The following is a 21413-nucleotide window of genomic DNA, read 5'->3' as shown; positions in this document are numbered from 1 at the left end:
ATCACCGGCACAGCCTTACTATGAAACGGCTGGCTGTGCCGGACTCACCTAAAATGAATTCCAGCCAATCATTACAAAAAAAGGGGAGGTCATGGATCGTCTACTCATCACTGAGGCGTTCGTGCACGTGGCGCAGACCGGTAGTTTCTCCAAGGCGGCGGAGCAGCTGGGCGTGACCCGCTCAGTGATTACTAATCGTGTGCAACAGCTTGAGACGTTCATCAATTCGCCGCTTTTTCACCGCAGCACTCGCCACGTTCGACTCTCGGACATTGGCGAAGCCTATTTTCAAGAATGCGCCGATATGGTCGCCGGTTTTCATGGCCTGACCGAGAAGATGCGCAATCAGCGCTCCAACCTCACGGGTCAGTTGCGCGTACAGGTGCTGCAAGGGTTCGCGATCGATCATTTGGGTCCGATGCTGGCGGAGTTCACCGCTATGTATCCCGAGATCGAGTTCGATGTGGTGGTCAATGACCGCGTGGTCGATCCGATCGAAGAGGGCTTTGACATTGCCTTCCAGATGTTCCCGCCGATGGCCGAGCGTCTGGTGGTGCGCAAGCTGTTCAACGTGCATCGGCTGTTCTGTGCGTCGCCCGCGTATTTGCGCGAACATGATGCTCCCGAGCATCCCCAGCAGCTCAAGGATCACCGCATTGCCCTTTACGGAGGCTACCCGTCACGCAATCGCTGGCAATTCACCCGGGGCGAGGAGTGTATCGAACTGACCTTGCACGGTCAGGTGCGTTCCAGTTCGGTCCATCTGTTGCGTGACTATGCCCTGGCCGGGGCCGGTATCACTTGCTTGCCGACGCTCATTGCCAGCAGCGAGCTACTCGCCGGGCGACTGGTGCCGATTCTTACCGACTATCATTTGTCATCTTTTGATTTCGCCGCCGTGTATCCCGAAACCCAACGTCGAGCCCTCAAGGTGCGGACATTGATCGACTTTCTGATCGAGCGCATCGGTGATGTGCCGGAGTGGGACCAGGCATTGCTGGATTGCGGGATCCTGAGCCACTGACAGCGAGGGATGGTTCGCTGCCCTGGCGAAAAAATGCAGTGTTGGCTTGGCTGCCCCGGAACCGGCGTATCCGTGTTCCGAGGTCAGGTTCGCGTCAGTTAGTGAAGCTTTAGACGAGTTTTGGTACTGCTGCCTATGCGATCACCCAGCACGCGCAAGTCCGTGCGAACCAACCCGAACAGAGCAACCTGATGCATCCGGTACAGCGAGACGTAAAAGCACTTGGCCAGCCGTCCTTCCACCTTGACGCTGCCCATCACGGCCCCCCCCTCCCACAACAACGATGTTGACTGGCATGCGTTCAATCTCTTGCCTAAAGAACAAACCGGTGACGGCAACAGCGGAGCCAGGCTCGATACCATTGCTGGCGAGAAAAATTAATCGGTGCGCGATGCAGCTGCGGCCAGACACGGGCAGATTCTAGCTTGCAAAGCATGTTTCACATTATGGTACAGTGTGCTGCATTGTGATACAGGCATCTTTCAATGTTGAGTCTGTGACGCCGAATGGGGACCGGGAGCCCCAAGATGTGAAGAGCGCATCTCAACTGAATCGCTAACGAATGAGAGGTTGAACGAACATGAACGATGAGCTGCTTGATTTTACCGGTCAGGTCATCTTGATCACGGGTGGGAGTACTGGTATCGGCCGTGCTACAGCATTGGCGTTCGCCAAACGGGGCGCGAAAGTGGTTGTTGGCGATGTTAGCGAGGAAGGTCAAAAGACTATTGAGTTGATCAAGACCGCCGGTGGTGAGGGGTTGTACGTCAAGACCAACGTCGCCGATGCCGCCCAAGTCCGAGCGCTGGTGGACACCACAGTGAAGACCTATGGCGGTCTGCACTGCGCGTTCAATAATGCCGGGATCTTACCGCCGACATTGCCCTTGGCAGAACAGGATGAGGGAATGTACGACCGCGTGATGGCGGTAGACGTCAAGGGCGTGTTCTTGTGCCTGAAATATCAGATCAGGCATATGTTGAAGGCGGGCGGTGGTGTCATCGTCAATACCGCATCGGTCGCTGGCGTTATTGCCGATCCTGGAATGGCGCCTTATGTCGCCGCGAAACACGCCGTTATCGGTCTGACCAAAGCTGCAGCGGTCGACTACGCCAAGTCAGGGATCCGGGTCAACGCACTGGCTCCCGGCTTGGTCGAGACGCCCATGACCCAGCGCTGGTTAGCAGACCCCGATATGCGCGACGCGGTGTTAGCCGGGCCGCTGATGGGACGTCCTGGCAAACCGGAAGAACTGGCGAGCACCGTTCTTTACTTGTGCTCTCCGATGGCCTCTTTTGCTACAGGCCAGGTTTTCATCATCGATGGCGGCCAGACCAGTCACTGACTAGATCATCACTTACCGTCTGACTGGCTGACTGTTTCCGGGCATCAAGAGCATGGCCGCCTGGCGGCCATTGCGCTGAGTGCATCTTTCAGCGCTGCCCCAGGATCGCCTCGATCGTTCTGATTGCAGGCGCTAGCTTATGAGCGATGTCGTGCGCTTTGGCAGTCGGTTCCATACCGCTACCCATTCGCTCGAACAACGGATCGCCAAAACGCGCACGCAACCGCGCCAGCGAGCCACTCACCGCCGGCTGGCCGACGCCAAGCTTGAGCGCCGCGCGCGAGACATTTCGCTCATCGTAAATAACCATAAAGACGACCATCAGATTGAGGTCGATCTCGGCAAAAATCCGGAGATTGATTTTCATGGCGTGAGCGTGGGCATCGTTTGGGCCATCGGGTATCTGCCGAATCTATCGGTCAATCGGTCGAGCAAGATGAGGCATTGAGACTGAGCTGGCATTCTTTAAGCGCCAGGATGATCGGCTCACGCTGATCGCGAATTCGCCACGACGGGCCGACCACGGTTATGGAATAAAAGCCCTGGGTGGTCTCGACGCCTATTGCGATCGAGCCGATCCCCTTACGATGCTCCTCGTGATCGAAGGCAATCCCTTGCTGACGTATATGGCGCAGGTCGTCGAGCAGCGCCGGCAAGCTCAATGTATCTGAGGTGAGTGGCTCCGTTACGCCACCCAGCAGGCTGGTCACCTGCTCGTCGCTCATCTTGGACAGGCAAATCTTTCCGGCGGCAGTGCCGTACACACAGAGAAAACTGCCAACCATGGGAGCTACCCGTAACTCCTGACTGGAGACCACAGCGTGCAACATGATCAACTCGATGCCGCTGGAATAAACCAGTGCTGAAGTTTCGCCGGTGTGTTGCGCCAGTCGTTCCAAAGGCGCCCGGGCGCTGTAGGTCATGTCGAAGTGGCTGTGGGAAGCCAGACGCATCAATGCAGAGCCCAGACGAACACCGTTCTTGCCGATATCCAACAGTTGTTCGACGGCCAACGCGTCGACCAGCCGTTGCACGGTCGAACGGGGCAGATTACTGCGGGTGGCGATAACGCCAAGGCTCAATCCTTCAGGCTCACTCTCCAAGCAGCGCAGTATTCGGGCGGCTCTGGAGACAACCTGGATGCTGTTTCTTTCAACCAATTCAATTCCCATATCACTTCTCGTCATTACAAGGCATCACTCGCACACCACGTGAGTCACTCGGCCAATGCCGATGCCGCCACCGTTAACCAATGCCATCCTGTCTCGAAAACCTAGGCATCCCTCCGTCATATCAACGTTCTCATTCGGCTATTCGAGATGGGTATCGGAATGTCTGGCACTGGCAAGTTGCGTGTCGTCCCAGCCGCCGCCCAGGGCGCGGTAGAGTTGGACCTGACTTTGAAGCTGCAACAAGCGGTTGGAAGCGAGTTCTTCGCGCGCCGCAAACAGATTGCGCTGGGCGTCCAGGACGGGCAGGAAGTTATCGACGCCGTGCTGGAAGCGATTAAGTGCCAGATCCAGGTACGCGCTGTTGTCTTGCACCAGATCGCGGTGCGCTTGCAGTTGCTCGTCGTAGACTCCCGCTGAGGCCAGGCCGTCGGCGACTTCACTGAAGGCGACCTGGATGCTCTTCTCGTAGGCAGCCACGCGGATATCTTTCTGGATTTCTGCGTAATTGAGGTTCGCCTTCAAACGCCCCCCATTGAAGATCGGGATATTGATCTGGGGGATGAACGTCCATTGACCCTGGCCTCCGGCGAACAAATGGGACAGCTGTGCACTGGCCACGCCAGCATTCGCCGTCAAGGTGATGGAGGGGTAGAACGCTGCCCGCGCTGCACCGATGTTGGCATTTGCGGCGATCAAGTCGCGCTCCGCTGCTCTGACATCAGGCCGTTGCCGCAGTATGTCCGCAGGCAAACCGGCCGGAATGGATGCGATCATCCGCTGCGTCCAATCGCCGTCGTCAGGCAGATTGCCGGGTATGTGGGTGCCGACCAACAGCGCCAAGGTGTTCATGTCATGGGCGACCCGGCGAGTGTAGGACAGGGTCTTGGTGCGTGCGGTGTCCACAAGAGTGCGTGCCTGACGCACGCTCAGGTCAGAGGTCGTGCCGGCAGAGCGGGCGGACTGCATCACGTTGAGCCCATGGATGTAGGTGTCCATTGTCGATTGCGCGATCTGCAGCAGCTGCTGGTCTGTTCGCCAGGTCAGGTAAGCGCTGGCGACACTGGCCACCAGGCCCACCTGAACGCTGTGCTGGGCTTCTTCGGTCGACAGGTAAGTCTGCAGGGCGCTCTCGTCCAGGCTCTGGATACGTCCAAACACGTCCAGCTCGTAGGACGCGACGCCGACATTGAGCTCGTAGTCGCCATAGGTTCCGTTCTTCCCGGAAATCGCCCGATCTGCTGGAAGGTGTTGTTTGCTGCCTGAACCATTGACGTCAACGGTTGGTGACAACTCGGAGCGCTGAATGCGATACAGCGCTCGGTAAGCATCGACATTCAAGGCCGCCTGGCGCAGATCCCGGTTGTTAGTCAAGGCCAACCCGATCAACTGGCGCATGGCCGGGTCGCGAAAAAATTGCTGCCAATGCAAGTCAGCGATGGATTTGGCGCTGTTGGCCGCACCCACTGATGAGGCTTTATAACCCGGACCTTGAGGCCAGCTCTGATCCACCGGCGCTTCGGGCCGGTGGTAGACGGGGATCAAGCTGCAACCCTGCAGGCTGGCGCCCAGCAGAATCGCAACAATAAGTGCTTTCAACTTCATGGTTCTTACCTGATTTTTTGAGGGTGTGGACTGCCAGCTTGTAAGCAAGGAACTTGAACTGTACCGCAATGCGAGAAAGTGTACCATAATGCGGCTCATCTACAATGCTCGGTTTTTGCGATGCCGAGGTGTGTGGAGGGCTGAATGACATCCACCGGTGCACAGGATCAGGTAACAATTGTCATGGCGAGAAAAACGGTTGAAGAGTCAGAACAGACGCGTATCAGGTTGATGGCGGCGGGTACACGGATGTTCGCCAAGTACGGTTACGCCTATTCGACGCTTGATGACATCGCGAAATGTGCAGGTCTAAGTCGAGGTGCGGTTTACTGGCATTTCAAGGGGAAGGGGGATCTGCTGCTGTCGATCATGAACGCCTCGGTATTGCCCCTGGAGGGGTTCTTCGTGAACTCGGATGATCCGACGCCAGGTTTCGAGCATTTCGCTCGCGCACTGAATGACACGCTCAACGTCCAACACCACCGAGACTTCTGCACCATCTTGTTGAAGGATGGCGAAATTGGCGCACTGGAATGTCCGGTGGTGGTCCGTTGGCGCGTTGCGCAGCATAACCTGCGGACCCAACTGACGTTGCTCTTGACCGCTTTGGACGGCATGTCGACACAGCGCACAGCGGTCCAGTTAAATGCGCTGACTCATCTGATGGCCTTGTCCATAACCGGCCTTGTCATCGAGTCACTACACAGTCCCGATTCCACCGAGACACTGATGGGGCCGTTCGTTCATACGCTGCAGGAACTGGTCAGTGGCGGCGACGTCCTTGCCTGACAGACCGAAATCGGCAGCGATAAATTTGCGAGCTGTCGCCGTTAGGGATGTAATGTTTTTTTTTCTGGAGTGATTCCATGTCTGATCCAAGCGACCTGGTCGAGAGCAAGCAACCCAGCATCCAGGTCATCGCCCGAGCCGCCGCCATTTTACGTGCGCTTGGGAGCAACTCTGGCGGGCTGAGTCTTTCGGCGATTGCCAACATCGTCAAATTGCCGCGATCCACGGTGCACCGTATTATCGTTGCGCTAGAGGAAGAGCACCTGGTCGAGTCGATCGGCCCATCCGGTGGTTTTCGCCTGGGTCATGCATTCGGGCAGCTTATTCACCAGACCCAGGCCGACATCATCTCCAGTGTCAGGGAATATCTGAACTCCTTGTCGGCGCAGGTTCGCGAGTCGGTGTGCCTGGCGACGCTGGCGGGCGCCAAGGTCAACGTCGTCGATTGCATCATTGTCGAGCGCGAGTTGCGGGTTGTCTTCTCGGTGGGCATCGAGGCTCCCGCCTATGCCACCGCAGCCGGAAAAATAATGCTGGCTGCGTTTTCCGACGATGCATTGCAAGCCATTCTTCCGAAGAAGCTTCAGGAGTTGACCGAGCACACACTGACCCGCGCCCAGCTCATTACCCAACTGCAAGACGTTCGTCAGTCTGCCGTCGCGGTGGATGATCAGGAACACATTGAAGGCGTCTGCACCTTTGCCGTGGCGCTGGAGACTTACCTCGGAAATTACTCCATCAGCATCATCGCCCCGAGCATCCGTGCCGGGCGTAATGGTGATACGTACAAAGCGGCGCTGATGGACTGCAAGCGCGAGATCGAGAAGAAGATCGGTCGCATGTCCAAGGGCGCTGTGGCAAGTCGCTAAGTTCTGTTAGGCGGCGCGGCGTTAGCAGTTTTACTGCTTATTGCGGCACTTCCGGTGTCGGCATTCCCCCTGATTCCAAACCCCTGATGCGTCGGCCCTGACTGGGCCGGTCGCAGCATTTCTGTGTCTGCGTTTTGTTGATCCATGCGAGAACCGGACAGAAATCAAAAATTAGAAAGTTACTGAGTTGTCTCGTATGGCGGGATGCTGTATCGTAATACGAGATTGCTTGTGGTCATCCTTTTGCTGATTCATTTGCCCCGGTTGTTGTCCGCCCTGGCCCATCCTGCGCAGGAGATGGCTGGCAGTCGGATGATCGAGTTTTGCGTATTTAGCCTTTAACCAGAGGATCGCCTGTTATGCCGCTGCACGAAGTGAGTTTTCAGGGATTGCTGGTCAGCCCGATATTCATGATGGTGCTGATTGCCGCCGCCGTGACTGTTGTGACCAGCCGAGTTGTGGATCGGATCATTCCCTATTCAATGCAACGCAATGAAAGTTTGCTGGGCATGCTGCTGTTCATGTTGATCCTCGCCGGCCTGGTACGAATTACTTTCTGAGAGACGAAAAATGAAAAGAGTCGCAAATATGGCCATGACACTGGTGCTGATTGGCGCCATTGTCGTAGTCCTGGTTTACATCTGGGACAGCTACATGTACACGCCCTGGACGCGCGACGGCAGGGTCCGGGCCGATGTCGTTAATATCGCTCCCGATGTATCGGGTTGGATTGATGAGTTGCATGCGCAGAACTCCCGTGAAGTTAAAACGGGCGATGTCCTGTTCACTGTGGATCACGCACGCTATCAAGTCGCCGTCGATCTGGCGCAGGCACAATCGGACAGTGCCAAGGTGAGCTGGGATCGGGCGACCAACGTCTATAAACGCCGGACACAAATGAGTGCCGATGCCGTGAGTCGTGAAGAGGTCGATACATCGCGCCTGGACATGATGGAAAAGCAAGCCAGCTACAAACAATCAGTCGCCGTCCTGAACAGCGCGAAGATTGACTTGGCGCGAACCACTTATACCTCGCCAGCCTCGGGCAAGATCATCAATCTTGAACTGGAAAAAGGCGACTACGTTAATCGTGGTGTGAATCGCCTGGCCTTGGTCAAAGACGACAGTTACTACGTCACCGGCTATTTCGAAGAGACCAAAATCCCCGGTATCAAGATCGGCGACAAGGTCGAAATATGGCTGATGGCCGGGACCTTGAAGCTCGAAGGTCATGTGGAATCGATCGACAGCGGTATCTCCAACAGTAACAGCACGCCGGGCAATCAGATGCTTCCAAGTGTCGAGGCGACCTTCGCCTGGGTGCGCCTGGCCCAGCGAATTCCCGTCAACATCAAAATCGATCAGGTACCTGAAGGTGTCAATTTGAGCTCTGGCATGTCGGCCACGCTGAAAGTCGTTGTGCCAGTTGGTGATCAGCGTGACCAGCGATCGGTTATTCATGCTTTCAGCGAAAACGTAAAATCGTTGTTGTAGGCTCCGGCGCGATTTTTTCAGATAGCAAGTGCAGCACCTTCGTGCAAAGTCGAGGCAAATTTCATGGCTCCTACAGCGCTGGATTCATACCTGTTAGGCAACAAAGTTGCCGTCAAGACAGGTATCAAAATCAGTATTTCGGTCCTGGGTGCGCTGTTCATTGCCTTGTTGATGAACTTTGAACACCCGGTATGGGCGATGATCACTGGGATGATTTCGTTTTTTGCGCCTGACCATGCACAAGTACTGAAAAAGTGTCTGTTTCAATGTTTCAGTACGCTGCTGGGTGGTATCGTCGGTGTGGTGCTTATGAATTTTTTCGGACAAAGTCCGCTCATGGCAGCTCTGTCGGTTGCCATCGTTATATTCATAGCCTCCGCACTTTCCTATCACACGCGCGATGCCAACCTCACTTTTCTGTGTGCGATCTTTGCGGTAACCGTTTGTCTCATGGTCATGGTGACGGTGACGCTGGGGCCCACCAGCGAAGAGATTTACGAAATTTTCGTTGATCGGATCGGCACTATTATCGCTGGGATTGTATGGGCATCTTTTGTCAGTGCCTGCATCTGGCCAACGTTCACCTCGGACTTGTTGCGCCTGGCTTCCGGGCGCCTGTTCAAATCGGTGTTTGCCCTCAACACGCAGTTCGGATCTGACCCTGAGCAGTTGCAGGGGCGGCTGTCGGCTGTGTTTAGCGGCATCATCGAACACGCGGACCTGGCTGATCATTGCGAGTTCGAGGGGGCTTGGGGTAGACGGGGAGCGCAGGTCGCTCGGGAAATGAACAAGCTGGCGATCGAGGTCACCACTGATTCGTATGCACTGGCGCAACTCACTCCGGTGTATCAACAGCGTATGGCGGTTGAACTCAATGAACTGGAGCACCTGGTTGACGTCCTGGCCCACCAGGCCATACCCGCCGCCGGCGATTTGTATCGGCTTGAAATGTTTATGGTGGATGCGCGCGAGCGCAGCGAGGACGTAGCCCACGAGGATGGCGAGCTGAGCATGTTGTTGGGCAAGATCGCAGATCTGGCGCAGCACCTCAAAAGCTTTGCCCTGCTCTATGCGAGCCTGATGAAGTCTGAGAAAGTCAGCGTCAAAGGGATCAGCGTTCGTCGTCATCGACAGTTGTCGAACTGCTTGATTACCGGAGCTCGCTCGGCAGTGCTGTTCCTGCTGGGATTCGCGTTCTGGTATGCAACCGGTTGGACCTACGGTTTTTTGATGTGTGTCGTTCCGATCGTGTTCAGCATCGTGCTGGGCAAGGCTCCACACCCGGAGTTAATCCTCAAGAACATCGCCATCGGTTTCTTTGTCGCCATTCCCGTGGGGATGGTGGTCATGAGTGTGTTGGCTCAAGCGCCGAGCGCCGTCGAACTGCTTCTGCTGACCAGTGGGGTGGTGCTGTTCTTTGGCTTCATGGGCTTATCCAGCCTGACCAGTTTTACGTACAGCCTGGGCTTCAATATCTCTTTCATGGTGTTCCTGCTGCCAGAAAACGTGCCATCGGTTGACATTGGTTTTGCAATCGAGCGCTCGCTGAGCATGGGCCTGGGTACCATCCTTTTGGCACTGCTCTACATTTTCCTGCCCAGAAAATGGGTCCTGAAAAACCCGGCTCGGGTCAGTGAAGTGTTTGAACGTGACCTTGATCGCTTCCTCTCCGACAATTCGGTAGAACGAACTTCGTCGATAGCCCTGGCCGATCGGGTCGGGCTGGTTATCGACAAGATGGTCTATATCTCGATTTATGAAGCCCCTGAGAAGAAGCACCAGTTGATCGAGCAGGCTGGGCGGGTGATCTTTCTGATGAGTCAGGTCCGGCATGTCAGTGCATTTGTCGAGGCGACCAACCTCTTCCCATCTGGCACCAGAGCGCTACCGCAATGGCGCGCCGAACTGCTGGCCAATTACCGAAACGACACCAGCCAGAATGAGCATTCGCTGGTAACCGAGATCGACAGTACTGCTCGCGCATCGTCAGATCTGATTGATGATCCGGATCGCGCGCAACTCTCGGGTTACTTGCTGTCCATGGATCGACTCACCCGCCGTGTGTTTACTCCGCACGTTTAACGCTGCAATCAGTGAGGTAGTGGATATGGATCGGTTTCAGGCTATGCAAGCGTTCGCCCATGTAGTTGAACAAGCCGGCTTCGGCAAAGCGTCGCTGGTGATGGGTGTGGCGACGCCGACAATATCGCGCCAGGTCCAGCAATTGGAAACTCATCTAGGGGTAGCCTTGCTCAATCGCACTACCCGCAGGCTGAGTCTGACTCCCGACGGTCTCCACTACTATGACCACTGCAAGCGGATTTTAGTCGATGTGGAACTGGCGGAGAAAACCCTGCCAGGCACTACCCAGGCGCCGCGGGGAAAACTGCGGGTCGATATTTCCCATGCGCTGGCCAGCCAGTTGATCTTGCCGGCGATTAACGAGTTCATCGAGCTTTATCCGCAGATCCAACTGACGATCGGCTTGGATGATCGGGTGGTCGATCTCATTCAGGACAATATCGATTGTGCCATCCGTACCGGCGTCCCGCAGGACTCCCAGACTTTGATCGCGCGACGCGTTGCTTCATTTGAGTGGATAACCTGCGCCACCCCCGAGTATCTGCAAAAATACGGTACGCCCCGACAATTGACTGACCTCGCGGCCCATCAAGCCGTCGGTTATTTCCATCCGCAGTCAGGCAAGAATATCGACTGGGTTTTTATCTCCAGTGGCGAGTCAGTCAACATCCGCATGAATAACACGATTTCTGTCAACGAGACTTCGGCGTACGTGACCTGCGGCCTTAAAAGCCTCGGATTGATTCGAGTCGCCAGTTACTTAGTGCAGGAGCATTTGCGCGCCGGACGTCTGGTTTCGGTGCTGGAGCAGTTCAATGAACCCAGTGTTCCCGTCTCGGCGGTCTACCCTAAAGGTAATCGCTCATCGATGATTGTTCGGGCTTTCACAGACTGGGTTGGGGAACTGTTTGCCAAGCGTGCGCATGAAGAAGAGCGTCTACAAGGCGATCGGGTTAGGCGGACTGGCTAGAACGCCGTTTGCATTTTACTTGGTAGCTAACCACGAGCGATGACCGAAACAGCAGCATACGTCGAAGTTTTTAAGGGGCCGCAATGTACGTGCGCCACCTGACGCTAGAAAGTGGTACAGACGACCTAGACATTGGCATTTTTTACCAGCGCTGTCAGAACTCGCGGCCGATACACCGATTACCGCAGTGAACTAATCAATAAAACCGATCGAAGGATCATCGATTTATATGGCTAGAGCGCAGGCCAGATGATCAGCCTGGGTGTATTCCAAGCGTTGAAAAGCGCGAAACCGATGCGTGAGATCGACGCGGTTGAACTGATGATCTCGTCCAATTGATTGACCCACACCTATGGCATCATAGTGCTGATCGCCATACGGCTCGAGATGATGGTCGAAAAAAAGCGAAGGTACCTCCCGATTTGAGGGCGGCTGAAGTTCGTTTGTGGTCGACGGGGGCCTCGCCGTTAAATGGGCATCATTTTTTAGTCCAAAGTGTGCGTCACGTGAGCTTGTCCTCCTTCACATGCATCAACCTCGCTAGAAGGAGATGTTCAAATGTCGTTCAGACGACGTCATTTACAGCAGTGAGTGATGAGTACATGTAGATGCTGACGCCGAATTGACCCACATGCCGAGGCAAGACTAACCCACCTCCAATCGGCGTAAGTCCAGCACATGCGACGGTTCGCAAGAAGTCAGACTGGGTCAGTGACGGCATGTGGGTCAATTCTACGTCGGCCTCAACACATCGGGACGGTTCGGGATTAACGGCAGCACATCAACTGCGGGTCGTGCTGGTAGGTCAACATCGTTTCGCCGATCGCTCAGCCGCAGATAGACAAAGGCTTGAAATAGTCGGCGGGACATATATCAACGGAAATAAGGTTTTATGGCTGACTCGCTCAACCCGAAAATATACATCCTGACATTCACAGCATTCGTGATGCTGTCCTCCGAGTTCATAGCGGCGGGCCTGCTGCCTGAGATCGCTTCGGGTCTGCAAATCTCCGTGGGTCAAGCAGGCTGGCTCGTTACTGCATTTGCCTTGGGGATGGGAATTGGTGCTCCGGTCATCGCGGCTTTTACGCACGAGGTTAGGCTGCGCACCCTGCTGATGAGCGGGTGCGTGGCGCTCTTTTGTGGGAACACCATCTGCGCACTCACTGATAATTTCTCGTTGCTGATGATGGGCCGAGCGCTGGGTGGCATAGGCGTGGCGATTTTCTGGACTAATGCTGCCCTGGCCGCCTCAGCGATGTCCTCAACGGCGCATAAGAGCCTTGCCGTATCTCGTGTGCTTATCGGCATTTCAATTGCTTCAGTAGTGGGCGTGCCACTCGGCAAACTAGTTAGCGACACGTGGGACTGGGAAATTGCTATGGGGATGATGGCCGCGTTAAGTGCGTTGGCGTTGCTTGCCGTTATTCGATGGATACACCCGCCTCAAACTGACACACCTGTGAATCATCGCAGCCTCGCTCAGCGGCTCCGAAGCGTCTGGACGAGAGATATTGCCTTGGCTCTGCTGAGCTACCTATTTATGTTTGCAGGGATCATGGCGGTCTTCAGTTACCTCGCAACATTCCTCGCGAGGTATACGGGGCTGGCAGGTACGCCGGTCACGCTCATGTTAGCCCTGTACGGCGTTTCGGACATTGTTGGCAACTTGCTCCTGTCCAAGCGGGTTCCTGATCAACTGGATGGCATGTTCAAGACGCTGTTGTTAGTGCTGGCTGTCAGCCTAGCTGCGATCTCGCTCATGGGCGAATCAGTATGGTTGGTACCTTTGGTAGTGGCCGCCATCGGCTGCTGTCATGCAGGTGCCAGCCTGTTGACAGGCGTTGACGTGCTGCGAAGGGCAGGGGCTAATGCTCAGTTCATCGGCTCCGTAAACGTCAGCGCGATCAACCTTGGGATCATGCTTGGTACTTCGGCTGGAGGGCTGTTGATCGATCACATCGGCCTTCAGTACGTCGGATTCTTAGCCGCCGGCTTCGTCATTTGTGCATGGGTCACCAGGATGTGCTTGAGCACGGAGCCAGTTGCCATTGAGGATCTCGCGGCCGAATGACTCAGTGCTTTTTCTGCTTCCGATTCTGCTAGCAGTGGTGCTCAAGAGCATCGGCTATGCCGGCGCTTCCACTGAGTCAGCCCCGGCGCCGTGGATGCATGGAGGGAGCCATAGGTTGAAATGTTGCTCACGGGTTTGTTACCCCTGCCCGCAGACATTGCGTTTTGGCGCTCTGCGTTAACGTCAACCAACGCACACTTGGGATATCTCCATCCCTATGCTGTGCGTGGTTAAAAATGCCTATTACCTCCTCGACTATCTATGTCGAAAAGTCTCTATTCACGTCGTCCTTGCTCATGGGCATCCTGCTCATCGCGGCTAATTTGCGTGCTCCCATTACGTCGCTTGGCCCAGTGTTGTCTCAGGTGCAGGACTACTTCGGATTAAGTCCAGCGGCCGCAGGGCTGCTGAATGCGCTTCCTTTACTGATTTTTGCGTGTGCCTCCCCTTTGGCTCCTTGGTTAACGCGGCGCCTGGGCCTAGAGCATTCGCTGTTTGGTGCCTTGGGCCTGATTGCGATCGGATGCCTTGTCAGGTCGACAGGATTGTTCAGTGGGCTGTGGCTCGGCACGCTGATGATCGGCAATGGTATGGCGGTGGCTAACGTCCTCGTGGTGCTGATAGTCAAACATGACTTTCCCAGCCACACCGCCTTATGCGTTGGTTTGTATGCAGCAACAATGGCGCTGATGGCAGCACTGGCAAGCGGACTGGCCGCGCCGCTGTCCGAGCTCACGGATTACGCATGGAAAGTGTCGCTGGGCATTTGGTCTGCCCTCGCACTGGTCGCTGTCGCTTGTTGGTGGCCCCATACACAAAACGCTCGTGGGGTCAGCGCTTCGATGGCTCCGGCTGACCGTATTGTGCTTGGTGGGTGTGACGAAGGCATGACAGGGCTGATACGAAAGCGCGGGTAAAAGCCCGCGTAAGGCACGCCTCTTGATGAAGATTGATCGGTAACAGCCGTTCTGCATCGAGACCAGCTACATTTCTGCTGCCCGTGTGCCGGGGGATCTGATTGAGGGGGCCTCGTTGTATGCGTTGTTGTTAGCGCGGTTTCAGATCGAAATAGAAAGCGACGAGGGGACGTTAAGCATTGCCACGATGCGTGACGAAGGTTACGCCTACAGGGATGCACTTGAGGCTGACGATGTTCCAGTCAGCCTTTACCTGGGGAAGGGGAAGCTGCACGGTAGTCTGCGTGCGCAAGGTGCCGAGCAAGTGGAGGCTTTTTATGATGCATTGGCGCAGGCAATTTCAACTTTTCTAGCGAGCGCACATTACTCCATTGAGGGCACGCCAAACGCTTCAGATCTCGGTTGCGATCAGCCCAGATCTCAAGAGAGGGCAGTTCATAATGACTCTCCAGGCTACGAAAATGAACAAGGCGCCCGAAGACGCCTGTGAGGGTTAAAGCAAGTTGCGCGCTGGCGGCTGGCAGACTGTTCGCCTGAAATACTGGAATCGATGTGCAATACGCGCATGCTACTGCGCCGAAGTAGCCCTCGTCAGGGCTATACCTCGCGCCGCACTAACACCAACCCCATGATGATGGCGGCCGCCAACATTCCAGCGGTCATGAAGATGTACGCCACCCCCGGATTGCCAGTCAGGCCAATCAGGTAGCCGACGATCCACGAGCCCAGAAATGCCCCCAGTGCGCCACAGGCATTGATCAATCCGATGGCACCGCCGAATACGTTGGCCGGTAGCAGCTCAGGGATCAGCGCGAAGAACGGACCGTAACGGGTCATGTGCCCGAACACCCTATTGTGGTGCTCGATTATCTGCCGCGCGCTCAGCGCGTCGTTGTTCACGGTCGAATGCGTATAGGCCAGCAATTTATTCTCGCTGGAAACCTGCAGCAGAGGAAGACCGCGTTAGTGAATTTGCTTGTGTCCTCAAAGACTGTCAGGGTCCCCGAAAAACATTTTGACTTGTTGGCTTTCAGTGCACCTCCATCTCATATGGGCTATTTGGCTTCGAACGTCGGTTGATGAAGACAGAGATGGTTGGCGGGTTTTGGCGCTGCTTTTCAGGGTACACCTGAGATGATGCTCACTAATAGCATGTGGCCGCCATGACGTGGAGCTGGGTGAAGACCGCGTTCAAAGAGAAGCCCTGCCTGCAGTTCACTGCTACGCCTTTCAGGGAGGACAACCAGCCTCTTGAAGGCAAGATCATCTACAACTACCCGTTGAAGGATGCGCAGATCGATGGCTACTTCAAGTCGATCGAATTTCACCCGGTGCGCGAATACAACCTGGAACTGGCTGACCAGGTGGTTGTTGGCGCCGACGCTGAATTGACCCAGTTACCGAGATGCCACTGACCCAGTCGGACTCCTCGCGAACCATTTCCTGTGCTGGATTTCTGCCGATTGGAGTTGGGTCAGTCTTGCGTTGGCACGTAGGTCAATTCTACGTCGGCGCCAACAAGATGCTTTCTGGGACGCAAAACGGGTGGTGTTGAAACACCGATAAAGTTGAAAATTTCAGGGTGACCTGGCGCCAACCTTCCTCGACCTGGCAGGTATCGCGGTGCCGAGTGAGGCACCATCTGCGATTCAGTTTATTGGTCGAAAGGTGAGGTAGGACGCAGACCCTAAATTCAAATTGCAGTTTTTGGTGTATCGTTAGGAGACTAACTACATAGAGACCTACCATGTCTAAGCTCGCCGAATTCCGCCAGCTCGAAAAGCACTTAGCCGAGCAGCTCCAAGCCCTCGAAGCCCTGAAAGGCGACGCCGGTCTCAAGAAAGAAATCGAATTTGAAACGAAGCTGCGCGCTTTGCTCGCCGATTACGGTTATAGCCTGCCGAATGTGATCAATTTGCTCGACCCCCAAGCCGGTCGTCGCGCTCCTGCCGCCGAGTCCAAGGTCGGTACTCGCAAGCCTCGCCAAGTGAAGGTCTACAAAAATCCGCACACCGGCGAGCTCATCGAAACCAAGGGCGGCAACCACAAAGGCCTTAAAGAATGGAAGGCAGAACACGGCTCCGACACGGTCGAGTCCTGGCTGACCAAGTGATTTTGGTTTGAGTACAAAAGGGCCCTTCGAGGGTAATGCCAGTCAGTTAAGCTGACTGGCATTTTTATTTTTGATCGGATACTTCGGGGATTTAAGCCTGATGGCCCGGGGATAAACGCGCTCCTCCCGTCGATGAGGCAGGACGTAATGCGTGGCTGAAGCATGCAGCTCGGCCAGGTATTTGGGGATGTTCCCGGAGCGATCAGCCGAGACGCTGTTGATAAAACCGAGGATCGCCCAGGTGCACGCGGTAAAGCTCATTTCGCATGGGTAAATACCGGGACAATGGCGGCTCATTTCCACCATCTGATAGCGCAACAAGTTGTAGCCCAACAACACGCCCCACAACTCTTGTTCGATCATCTCGGGCGTTTTGCTGCGCAGCGTATAACTGCTGTTGAGCAGCGTCTGTTTCATCTCCCGAAACCCTAATTCGATCTCCCAGCGCTGGCTGTACAGATCGACGATTTCGTCGGACGGGAAGCGCAGCGGGTCGGCCATCGACGTCAGGATCTGACACACCTTGCCCTTGACGGTTTTACTCAGCAGTCGCGCGCTCAGGCGCTCCGGTAGCCCCGGCCATTGCTTGCGGGCCTGCGGCGAAGTGCTTAACGAGACCACCGCATCCTGACGCCCCAAACGCTGAATAACTTCGTACTGCGCACCTTTACGCAGTGGCATCAGCCAATGGCGCTCGGTGCCTGCTTGCTGCCACTGGTGCAGCAAACCCAGGGAATAAAAGCCGCGGTCGAACAGCGTCAACGAGTGATCGGGCGTGGTTTCGATCAGTTGTTCCGCCAGTTTCATTTCGTTGCTGCGATAGCCGTCAAACGCACAGCCGATCAGCAAATGGCTGGTCAACTCCATTTGGCAGACCATGCGCACCTGAGGAAAACCAGTGTCGCCATGCTGGTTGCTGGCGGAGTCGTAGCGCGCCCGGTTTTCCGGTGTATCGGGCGTTCGCCAGACGACGCCGTCGACGCCCAGCAAGCGCAAACCGGCCCAAGTCGGATGACCGGCCGCCTCATGCCAACTTTTCTGAGTCAGATCGAAGACCTGTCGTACAGCTTCGCTGCCCAATCGCTGACGGGCTTGGACTACGGCGCTGGGTGCCACCAACGGACGTTGGCCCGGCAGCATGATGTTCATGCGGCTGACCACATCCCAGGCTGACATGCGCCGAAAAAACGCCATGGAAATCACGCACCAGAGCATCATTTCCAACGGCAGGCGCCGCTTGCGCAGGGTCGCGACGCCTGCCTGTTCAAGGGCTTGCTCAACCAAAGAAGGGTCGAGTAAGGAATCCAATCCCTCAATGGAGTTGGGGGTGGACGCGATGTTGTGGGTCAGTTCCAGTGCCCGAGCGAGACGCATAAAAAAATCCGATGCCAGTACAGGCATCGGATTTTGATTTCTTGCGGCCAAAGGTCAAGCGGGAGGGCTTAACTGATCGGCATTACCCTTCGAGGGCCCGTTTTTTTGATGGCGTTTGAAGAGCGATTTGTTCCTGGGGCAAGTAGGGGGGTGATGTTGCGCATTGCGCGCCTAACGTAGTCTTCCTTTTCGCCTACCCATCATTTCCTTCATCATCGAGCTCGGTATCCATACCAAGCCGGTTTAGATTTGTGCTAGCAAAGTCACTCAAATAAAGCTACGGCGCGGACAAAACCTGCAGAGGCGTGTCGGATTTTGTAGGGGAAGCACGAAATCCAAAACCCTGATGCAGGGAGTAATTCCAGGTTGGCCAGCTTTTCCATTTGACCGTAGCCGATGTCACGCCCGGCCTTATGCCCTTCCCAAATGATCGAGGCGTCACCTGACTTGGCGAATTTCTCTCTGGTGTACTTGAAAGGGGCATCCCAACTCCAGGCGTCAGTTCCCACCACGCGCACCCCTCGCTCTAGTAGGTACAACGTCGCGTCACGCCCCATTCCGACGCCTGCATCGAGGTAGCCCGGCTGCCCAAACAGACTTCCGGCGCGAGTGTTTATTACGACGATTTCGAAGGGCTTCAGATCGTGATTGATTCGCCGCAACTCAGCTTCCAAGTCCGATACGGTAACCACGTGTCCATCCGGCAGGTGCCGAAAGTCGAGCTTTACGCCAGGCTGTAGACACCATTCTAGCGGCAACGCATCGATACCGAATGCCGGCTTCCCACCATCCGTTGTGGATGCATAGTGCCAAGGTGCATCCATGTGAGTACCACTATGCGTAGTGATACTGAGCCGCTCGGCGGCCCATGACTCATTGCCAGGCAGGTCTTCTTTGCGCAGGCCCGGGAACATGGCTGCCATTTCGGGCCAGCCTTCCTGGTGATCCATGTATTCGATCTTGGGTAGCAGAGGCGGCGGATCTGTATAGGGGTTGTTGTCCAGACAGACCGACAAGTCGAGCATGCGACATTTATTGAGGTTCATGGACAACGGCTCCTGCTTTGGATGTTGTCGATAGGTTGAGACTTGGAGAGTTTCTCAACGCATTGCGCAGTAGTGCAGTAGCGGAGCCATCATGACGAAAACCCATTGCGCGAGCTCGCGGGGTTCGAAGTGGTGGCAGGCGCCCGAACAAACCCTCCAGTTGAGGGTCGGGTTTGAATTCGATTTTTTCGCCATTAGCCTTGCCGAAGCGACCTGCAAGAGCATCGAGAACTTGGGCTATGGATAGCTGCAATACCGGCAACTGCCAGAGTCGATCCTCCGCCAGGTTTGTGAGTTCTGCGGCATGTAGTAGGTTCTCCACGCAACAACGGGCCGACATCCACCATGCAGTTGCATGCGGTGAAACTGGGCAGTCATACGAATCACCTGCAGCGTACGCATGCAAGAGGTCGCTCATGAAAGCGGACTTCAAACCGTTTGGTTCGCGTGGGCGAGCGACAATCCCGGGAAGTCGTAGCACACGTCCGTCGACTTCCCCCCGACGAGCCAAGTCCTCAATGGCAATCTCGATCATGCGCTTGTGTGCTGCGTAGGAAAGCTGAGGGTGCGAAGCCTGCGTTTCATACATTCTTGCAGGGAGTTCACCTCCGTATACGGCAACACTGCTTGCATAGACCAATACTGGGGGGCGGTCGTGGTTGCGCAATTGATGCAAGAGCTCCAGGCTGGCTTGCAAATTGACTTGGTAGCCCAGCTCGTAATTCATCTCTGCAGCGCCGCCAGGGATGCTAACGAGGTGGAAAACCACATCGATGCCGTCAGCCAACACCCGACGCAGCAGTGCCGGATCGCTAATGCTGCCGAAATGGCGGCGCAGGCGACTGTCTTCTGGTAGGTCATCCAGATTCTGGTCGAGTAGCAGAAGCGCTTCGATTTTTCGCCCGCGAATCTCACCCTGCTTCAGCAGGTGGGCGACCAGTTCACGACCCACGAATCCATTGGCACCACTGACCATCACTCGCATGTCCAGCCTCCCTGCACCACACGCTGATCGATTGCGCCAAATAGCACATCATCATTGTGCCCTCTGACCTCCATTCGTACCCTGTCACCGAAGCGCATGAATCCGGTGCGAGGAGCACCTTCAGCGATGGTCTCGATGGCTCGGAGCTCCGCAATGCAGGCCGACCCAACGGAACGGTCGGCATTTGAAACTGTACCTGAGCCGATCAACGTACCTGCACTCAGTTTCCGCGTCAGCGCAGCGTGGGCAATTAACTGGTGGAAGCCAAAGTGCATGGCTCCTCCGTGCGGATGACCAAACCACTCGCCATTCCACTCTACCTTTAACGGGAGATGTACACGGCCGTTAGCCCAGGCTTCGCCCAGTTCGTCTGGGGTCACTGCTACAGGGGCGAAACTGCTAGATGGCTTAGCCTGGAGGAAACCAAAGCCAGTTTTCATCTCTCGCGGTGCCAAGGCGCGAAGGCTGACGTCGTTTAACTGCAGCACCAGGCGAATATGTTTTAGTGCCTGCTCAGCAGGACAGCCCATAGGGACGTCGTCTAGCAATACAGCGAATTCGCCTTCGAAATCGATGCCGTGAGCCTCGCTGGGCAACGGTATGTCTGCGCGCGGACCAAGAAAATCGTCGCCGGCGCCTTGGTAGATCAGGGGGATACGCTCGACGTTCTCGATGGGCTCCAGGTTGAAAGCTTTCTGCATCAATTCGCCATGGCTGAGGAAGCAGGATCCGTCCAACCACTGCCATGCGCGCGGTAGTGGGGCCATCAACTGTTCAATGGACAGCTCAAAGCTTCCGGCGACCTCACCGCAGTTCAACCTACGATAAAGATTTTCTAGATCCGGTTGCACGTTCTCCCAGCTATCCAACGCAGCCTGCAATGTGGCGGCGATCCCGCTGGCATTTACAGCGCGCTGTAGATCGCGCGAGACTACGAGCAAGCGTCCGTCCGGAGTACCATCATTGAGGGTGGCAAGCTTCATGACAAGAGCTCCTGCAGATCCGGAGCGTAACGACCATCGAGGAGGATGAAGATCATCCTCGCCATTTGCTCGGTACGGTTACTCCAAGCGTGGTTGGTGCCTCGCTGTACCACGATGTCGCCTTTCTTGAGGTGAACCTCCTCTCCGTCGAGCACCAACCAAATCTCACCTTCCGTGACGACCCCGTAATCAAGTGTCTCGGTTCGATGCATAAGTTTGTGTTTGGAGTTGGCCTTTCCAGTACCTGCGTGGCTTTCGCCAATCTCTGCGAACGCAGCAGCTGCATCCTCTGCGCTGACCTGGTTTTGTACGCTGTCTGGCGGGATATCCACCACTCGAATCACGCTACCCATCGGCCCAGGGCTGAGTCGAAGTGGTGGGGCAGTGGGGTCGTCAGCGTTGTCCAGTGGCGCGGGGGTAGTTACGCTGTTCCAAACTTCGTAGAAGACGGTGCCGGGAACCGCTTTGAGCGGGAAGTTGTTCTGGGTGGCGCCGCAGCTCGCGACTATAGCCTGACCCTCAGCGTCGTGGCCGGTAACAATGCGTTTGAATCCAGGAAGTTTTTGCATAATGT

General features: G+C 55.7%; 20 protein-coding genes and 3 pseudogenes. 13 read left to right on the top strand and 10 right to left on the bottom strand.

Annotated elements, in window-relative coordinates:
- Window positions 1–91 precede the first annotated feature (91 nt).
- Window positions 92–1024, top strand: coding sequence for a LysR family transcriptional regulator (locus ACYZUD_RS10170; RefSeq protein ID WP_462023874.1), 933 nt, complete (start codon window positions 92–94; stop codon window positions 1022–1024).
- Window positions 1025–1122: 98 nt separating this feature from the next.
- On the opposite strand, the pseudogene ACYZUD_RS10165 reads toward ACYZUD_RS10170, so the two are convergent.
- Window positions 1123–1290 (bottom strand): annotated as a pseudogene (locus ACYZUD_RS10165) (FAD-dependent oxidoreductase); the annotation flags it as partial.
- A gap of 314 nt (window positions 1291–1604) precedes the next feature.
- Between ACYZUD_RS10165 and ACYZUD_RS10160 the strand changes: the two are divergent.
- Window positions 1605–2369, top strand: a complete 765-nt coding sequence (locus ACYZUD_RS10160; RefSeq protein ID WP_462023873.1) for a glucose 1-dehydrogenase — start codon at window positions 1605–1607, stop codon at window positions 2367–2369.
- Window positions 2370–2457: 88 nt separating this feature from the next.
- On the opposite strand, the gene ACYZUD_RS10155 is transcribed toward ACYZUD_RS10160, so the two are convergent.
- The 3 genes from ACYZUD_RS10155 to ACYZUD_RS10145 form a co-directional block, all read right to left on the bottom strand.
- Window positions 2458–2736 carry a LysR family transcriptional regulator gene (locus tag ACYZUD_RS10155; protein ID WP_462023872.1) on the bottom strand — a complete coding sequence of 93 codons (279 nt, stop codon included), beginning with the start codon at window positions 2734–2736 and terminating at the stop codon, window positions 2458–2460.
- Between the two features lie 52 nt (window positions 2737–2788).
- Window positions 2789–3451, bottom strand: a complete 663-nt coding sequence (locus ACYZUD_RS10150) for an IclR family transcriptional regulator (protein WP_462023871.1) — start codon at window positions 3449–3451, stop codon at window positions 2789–2791.
- 228 nt (window positions 3452–3679) lie between these two features.
- Window positions 3680–5143, bottom strand: coding sequence for an efflux transporter outer membrane subunit (locus ACYZUD_RS10145; RefSeq protein WP_462023870.1), 1464 nt, complete (start codon window positions 5141–5143; stop codon window positions 3680–3682).
- A gap of 144 nt (window positions 5144–5287) precedes the next feature.
- Between ACYZUD_RS10145 and ACYZUD_RS10140 the strand changes: the two genes are divergently transcribed.
- The 9 genes from ACYZUD_RS10140 to ACYZUD_RS10100 all read left to right on the top strand — a co-directional run bounded on the left by ACYZUD_RS10140 (window position 5288) and on the right by ACYZUD_RS10100 (window position 14828).
- Complete coding sequence (locus ACYZUD_RS10140; protein WP_462023869.1) at window positions 5288–5932, top strand: TetR/AcrR family transcriptional regulator; 645 nt, start codon at window positions 5288–5290, stop codon at window positions 5930–5932.
- A gap of 77 nt (window positions 5933–6009) precedes the next feature.
- Window positions 6010–6801: an IclR family transcriptional regulator gene (locus ACYZUD_RS10135; RefSeq protein WP_462023868.1), complete on the top strand. Its 792-nt coding sequence runs from the start codon at window positions 6010–6012 to the stop codon at window positions 6799–6801.
- 359 nt (window positions 6802–7160) lie between these two features.
- A complete protein-coding gene (locus ACYZUD_RS10130) occupies window positions 7161–7361 on the top strand; it encodes a hypothetical protein (RefSeq protein ID WP_321374973.1) in 201 nt (66 codons plus the stop codon).
- A 28-nt stretch (window positions 7362–7389) separates the two neighbouring features.
- Entirely contained in the window at window positions 7390–8295 is a 906-nt protein-coding gene (locus ACYZUD_RS10125) for an efflux RND transporter periplasmic adaptor subunit (protein WP_462023867.1), read from the top strand.
- Window positions 8296–8358: 63 nt separating this feature from the next.
- Window positions 8359–10377 carry an FUSC family protein gene (locus tag ACYZUD_RS10120; protein WP_462023866.1) on the top strand — a complete coding sequence of 673 codons (2019 nt, stop codon included), beginning with the start codon at window positions 8359–8361 and terminating at the stop codon, window positions 10375–10377.
- A 25-nt stretch (window positions 10378–10402) separates the two neighbouring features.
- Window positions 10403–11347, top strand: coding sequence for a LysR family transcriptional regulator (locus ACYZUD_RS10115; RefSeq protein WP_462023865.1), 945 nt, complete (start codon window positions 10403–10405; stop codon window positions 11345–11347).
- A gap of 892 nt (window positions 11348–12239) precedes the next feature.
- Window positions 12240–13421 carry an MFS transporter gene (locus tag ACYZUD_RS10110; RefSeq protein WP_462023864.1) on the top strand — a complete coding sequence of 394 codons (1182 nt, stop codon included), beginning with the start codon at window positions 12240–12242 and terminating at the stop codon, window positions 13419–13421.
- A gap of 236 nt (window positions 13422–13657) precedes the next feature.
- On the top strand, window positions 13658–14338 hold the full coding sequence (locus ACYZUD_RS10105) for an MFS transporter (RefSeq protein ID WP_462023863.1): 681 nt from the start codon (window positions 13658–13660) through the stop codon (window positions 14336–14338).
- Window positions 14339–14453: 115 nt separating this feature from the next.
- Window positions 14454–14828 carry a hypothetical protein gene (locus ACYZUD_RS10100; RefSeq protein ID WP_462023862.1) on the top strand — a complete coding sequence of 125 codons (375 nt, stop codon included), beginning with the start codon at window positions 14454–14456 and terminating at the stop codon, window positions 14826–14828.
- A gap of 107 nt (window positions 14829–14935) precedes the next feature.
- On the opposite strand, the pseudogene ACYZUD_RS10095 reads toward ACYZUD_RS10100, so the two are convergent.
- Window positions 14936–15166, bottom strand: a pseudogene (locus ACYZUD_RS10095) (MFS transporter); the annotation flags it as partial.
- 335 nt (window positions 15167–15501) lie between these two features.
- On the opposite strand from ACYZUD_RS10095, the pseudogene ACYZUD_RS10090 reads away from it, so the two are divergent.
- Both ACYZUD_RS10090 and ACYZUD_RS10085 read left to right on the top strand, forming a co-directional pair.
- Window positions 15502–15729 (top strand): annotated as a pseudogene (locus ACYZUD_RS10090) (hypothetical protein); the annotation flags it as partial.
- Window positions 15730–16085: 356 nt separating this feature from the next.
- The gene (locus ACYZUD_RS10085) at window positions 16086–16451 is read left to right on the top strand and encodes a histone-like nucleoid-structuring protein, MvaT/MvaU family (RefSeq protein ID WP_462023861.1); all 366 of its coding nucleotides are present in this window, start codon (window positions 16086–16088) and stop codon (window positions 16449–16451) included.
- Between the two features lie 42 nt (window positions 16452–16493).
- Here the strand turns inward: ACYZUD_RS10085 and ACYZUD_RS10080 are convergent, their stop codons facing one another.
- The 5 genes from ACYZUD_RS10080 to ACYZUD_RS10060 all read right to left on the bottom strand — a co-directional run bounded on the left by ACYZUD_RS10080 (window position 16494) and on the right by ACYZUD_RS10060 (window position 21408).
- Window positions 16494–17825: an IS4 family transposase gene (locus ACYZUD_RS10080; RefSeq protein WP_462020303.1), complete on the bottom strand. Its 1332-nt coding sequence runs from the start codon at window positions 17823–17825 to the stop codon at window positions 16494–16496.
- A gap of 263 nt (window positions 17826–18088) precedes the next feature.
- Window positions 18089–18871: a cyclase family protein gene (locus tag ACYZUD_RS10075; RefSeq protein ID WP_462023860.1), complete on the bottom strand. Its 783-nt coding sequence runs from the start codon at window positions 18869–18871 to the stop codon at window positions 18089–18091.
- Window positions 18858–19856 (bottom strand): NAD-dependent epimerase/dehydratase family protein, encoded by a 999-nt coding sequence (locus tag ACYZUD_RS10070; protein WP_462023859.1) that lies wholly within the window; start codon window positions 19854–19856, stop codon window positions 18858–18860. The genes ACYZUD_RS10075 and ACYZUD_RS10070 overlap by 14 nt, the downstream gene beginning before the upstream one ends.
- Complete coding sequence (locus ACYZUD_RS10065; protein ID WP_462023858.1) at window positions 19847–20839, bottom strand: fumarylacetoacetate hydrolase family protein; 993 nt, start codon at window positions 20837–20839, stop codon at window positions 19847–19849. The genes ACYZUD_RS10070 and ACYZUD_RS10065 overlap by 10 nt, the downstream gene beginning before the upstream one ends.
- Window positions 20836–21408: a cupin domain-containing protein gene (locus ACYZUD_RS10060; protein ID WP_462023857.1), complete on the bottom strand. Its 573-nt coding sequence runs from the start codon at window positions 21406–21408 to the stop codon at window positions 20836–20838. The genes ACYZUD_RS10065 and ACYZUD_RS10060 overlap by 4 nt, the downstream gene beginning before the upstream one ends.
- Window positions 21409–21413 lie beyond the last annotated feature (5 nt).

The sequence above is a fragment of the Pseudomonas sp. XS1P51 genome, assembly GCF_054897845.1.
The sequence above is the reverse complement of the archived record's forward strand: the minus strand, read 5'-3'. Positions and strand labels throughout refer to the sequence as shown.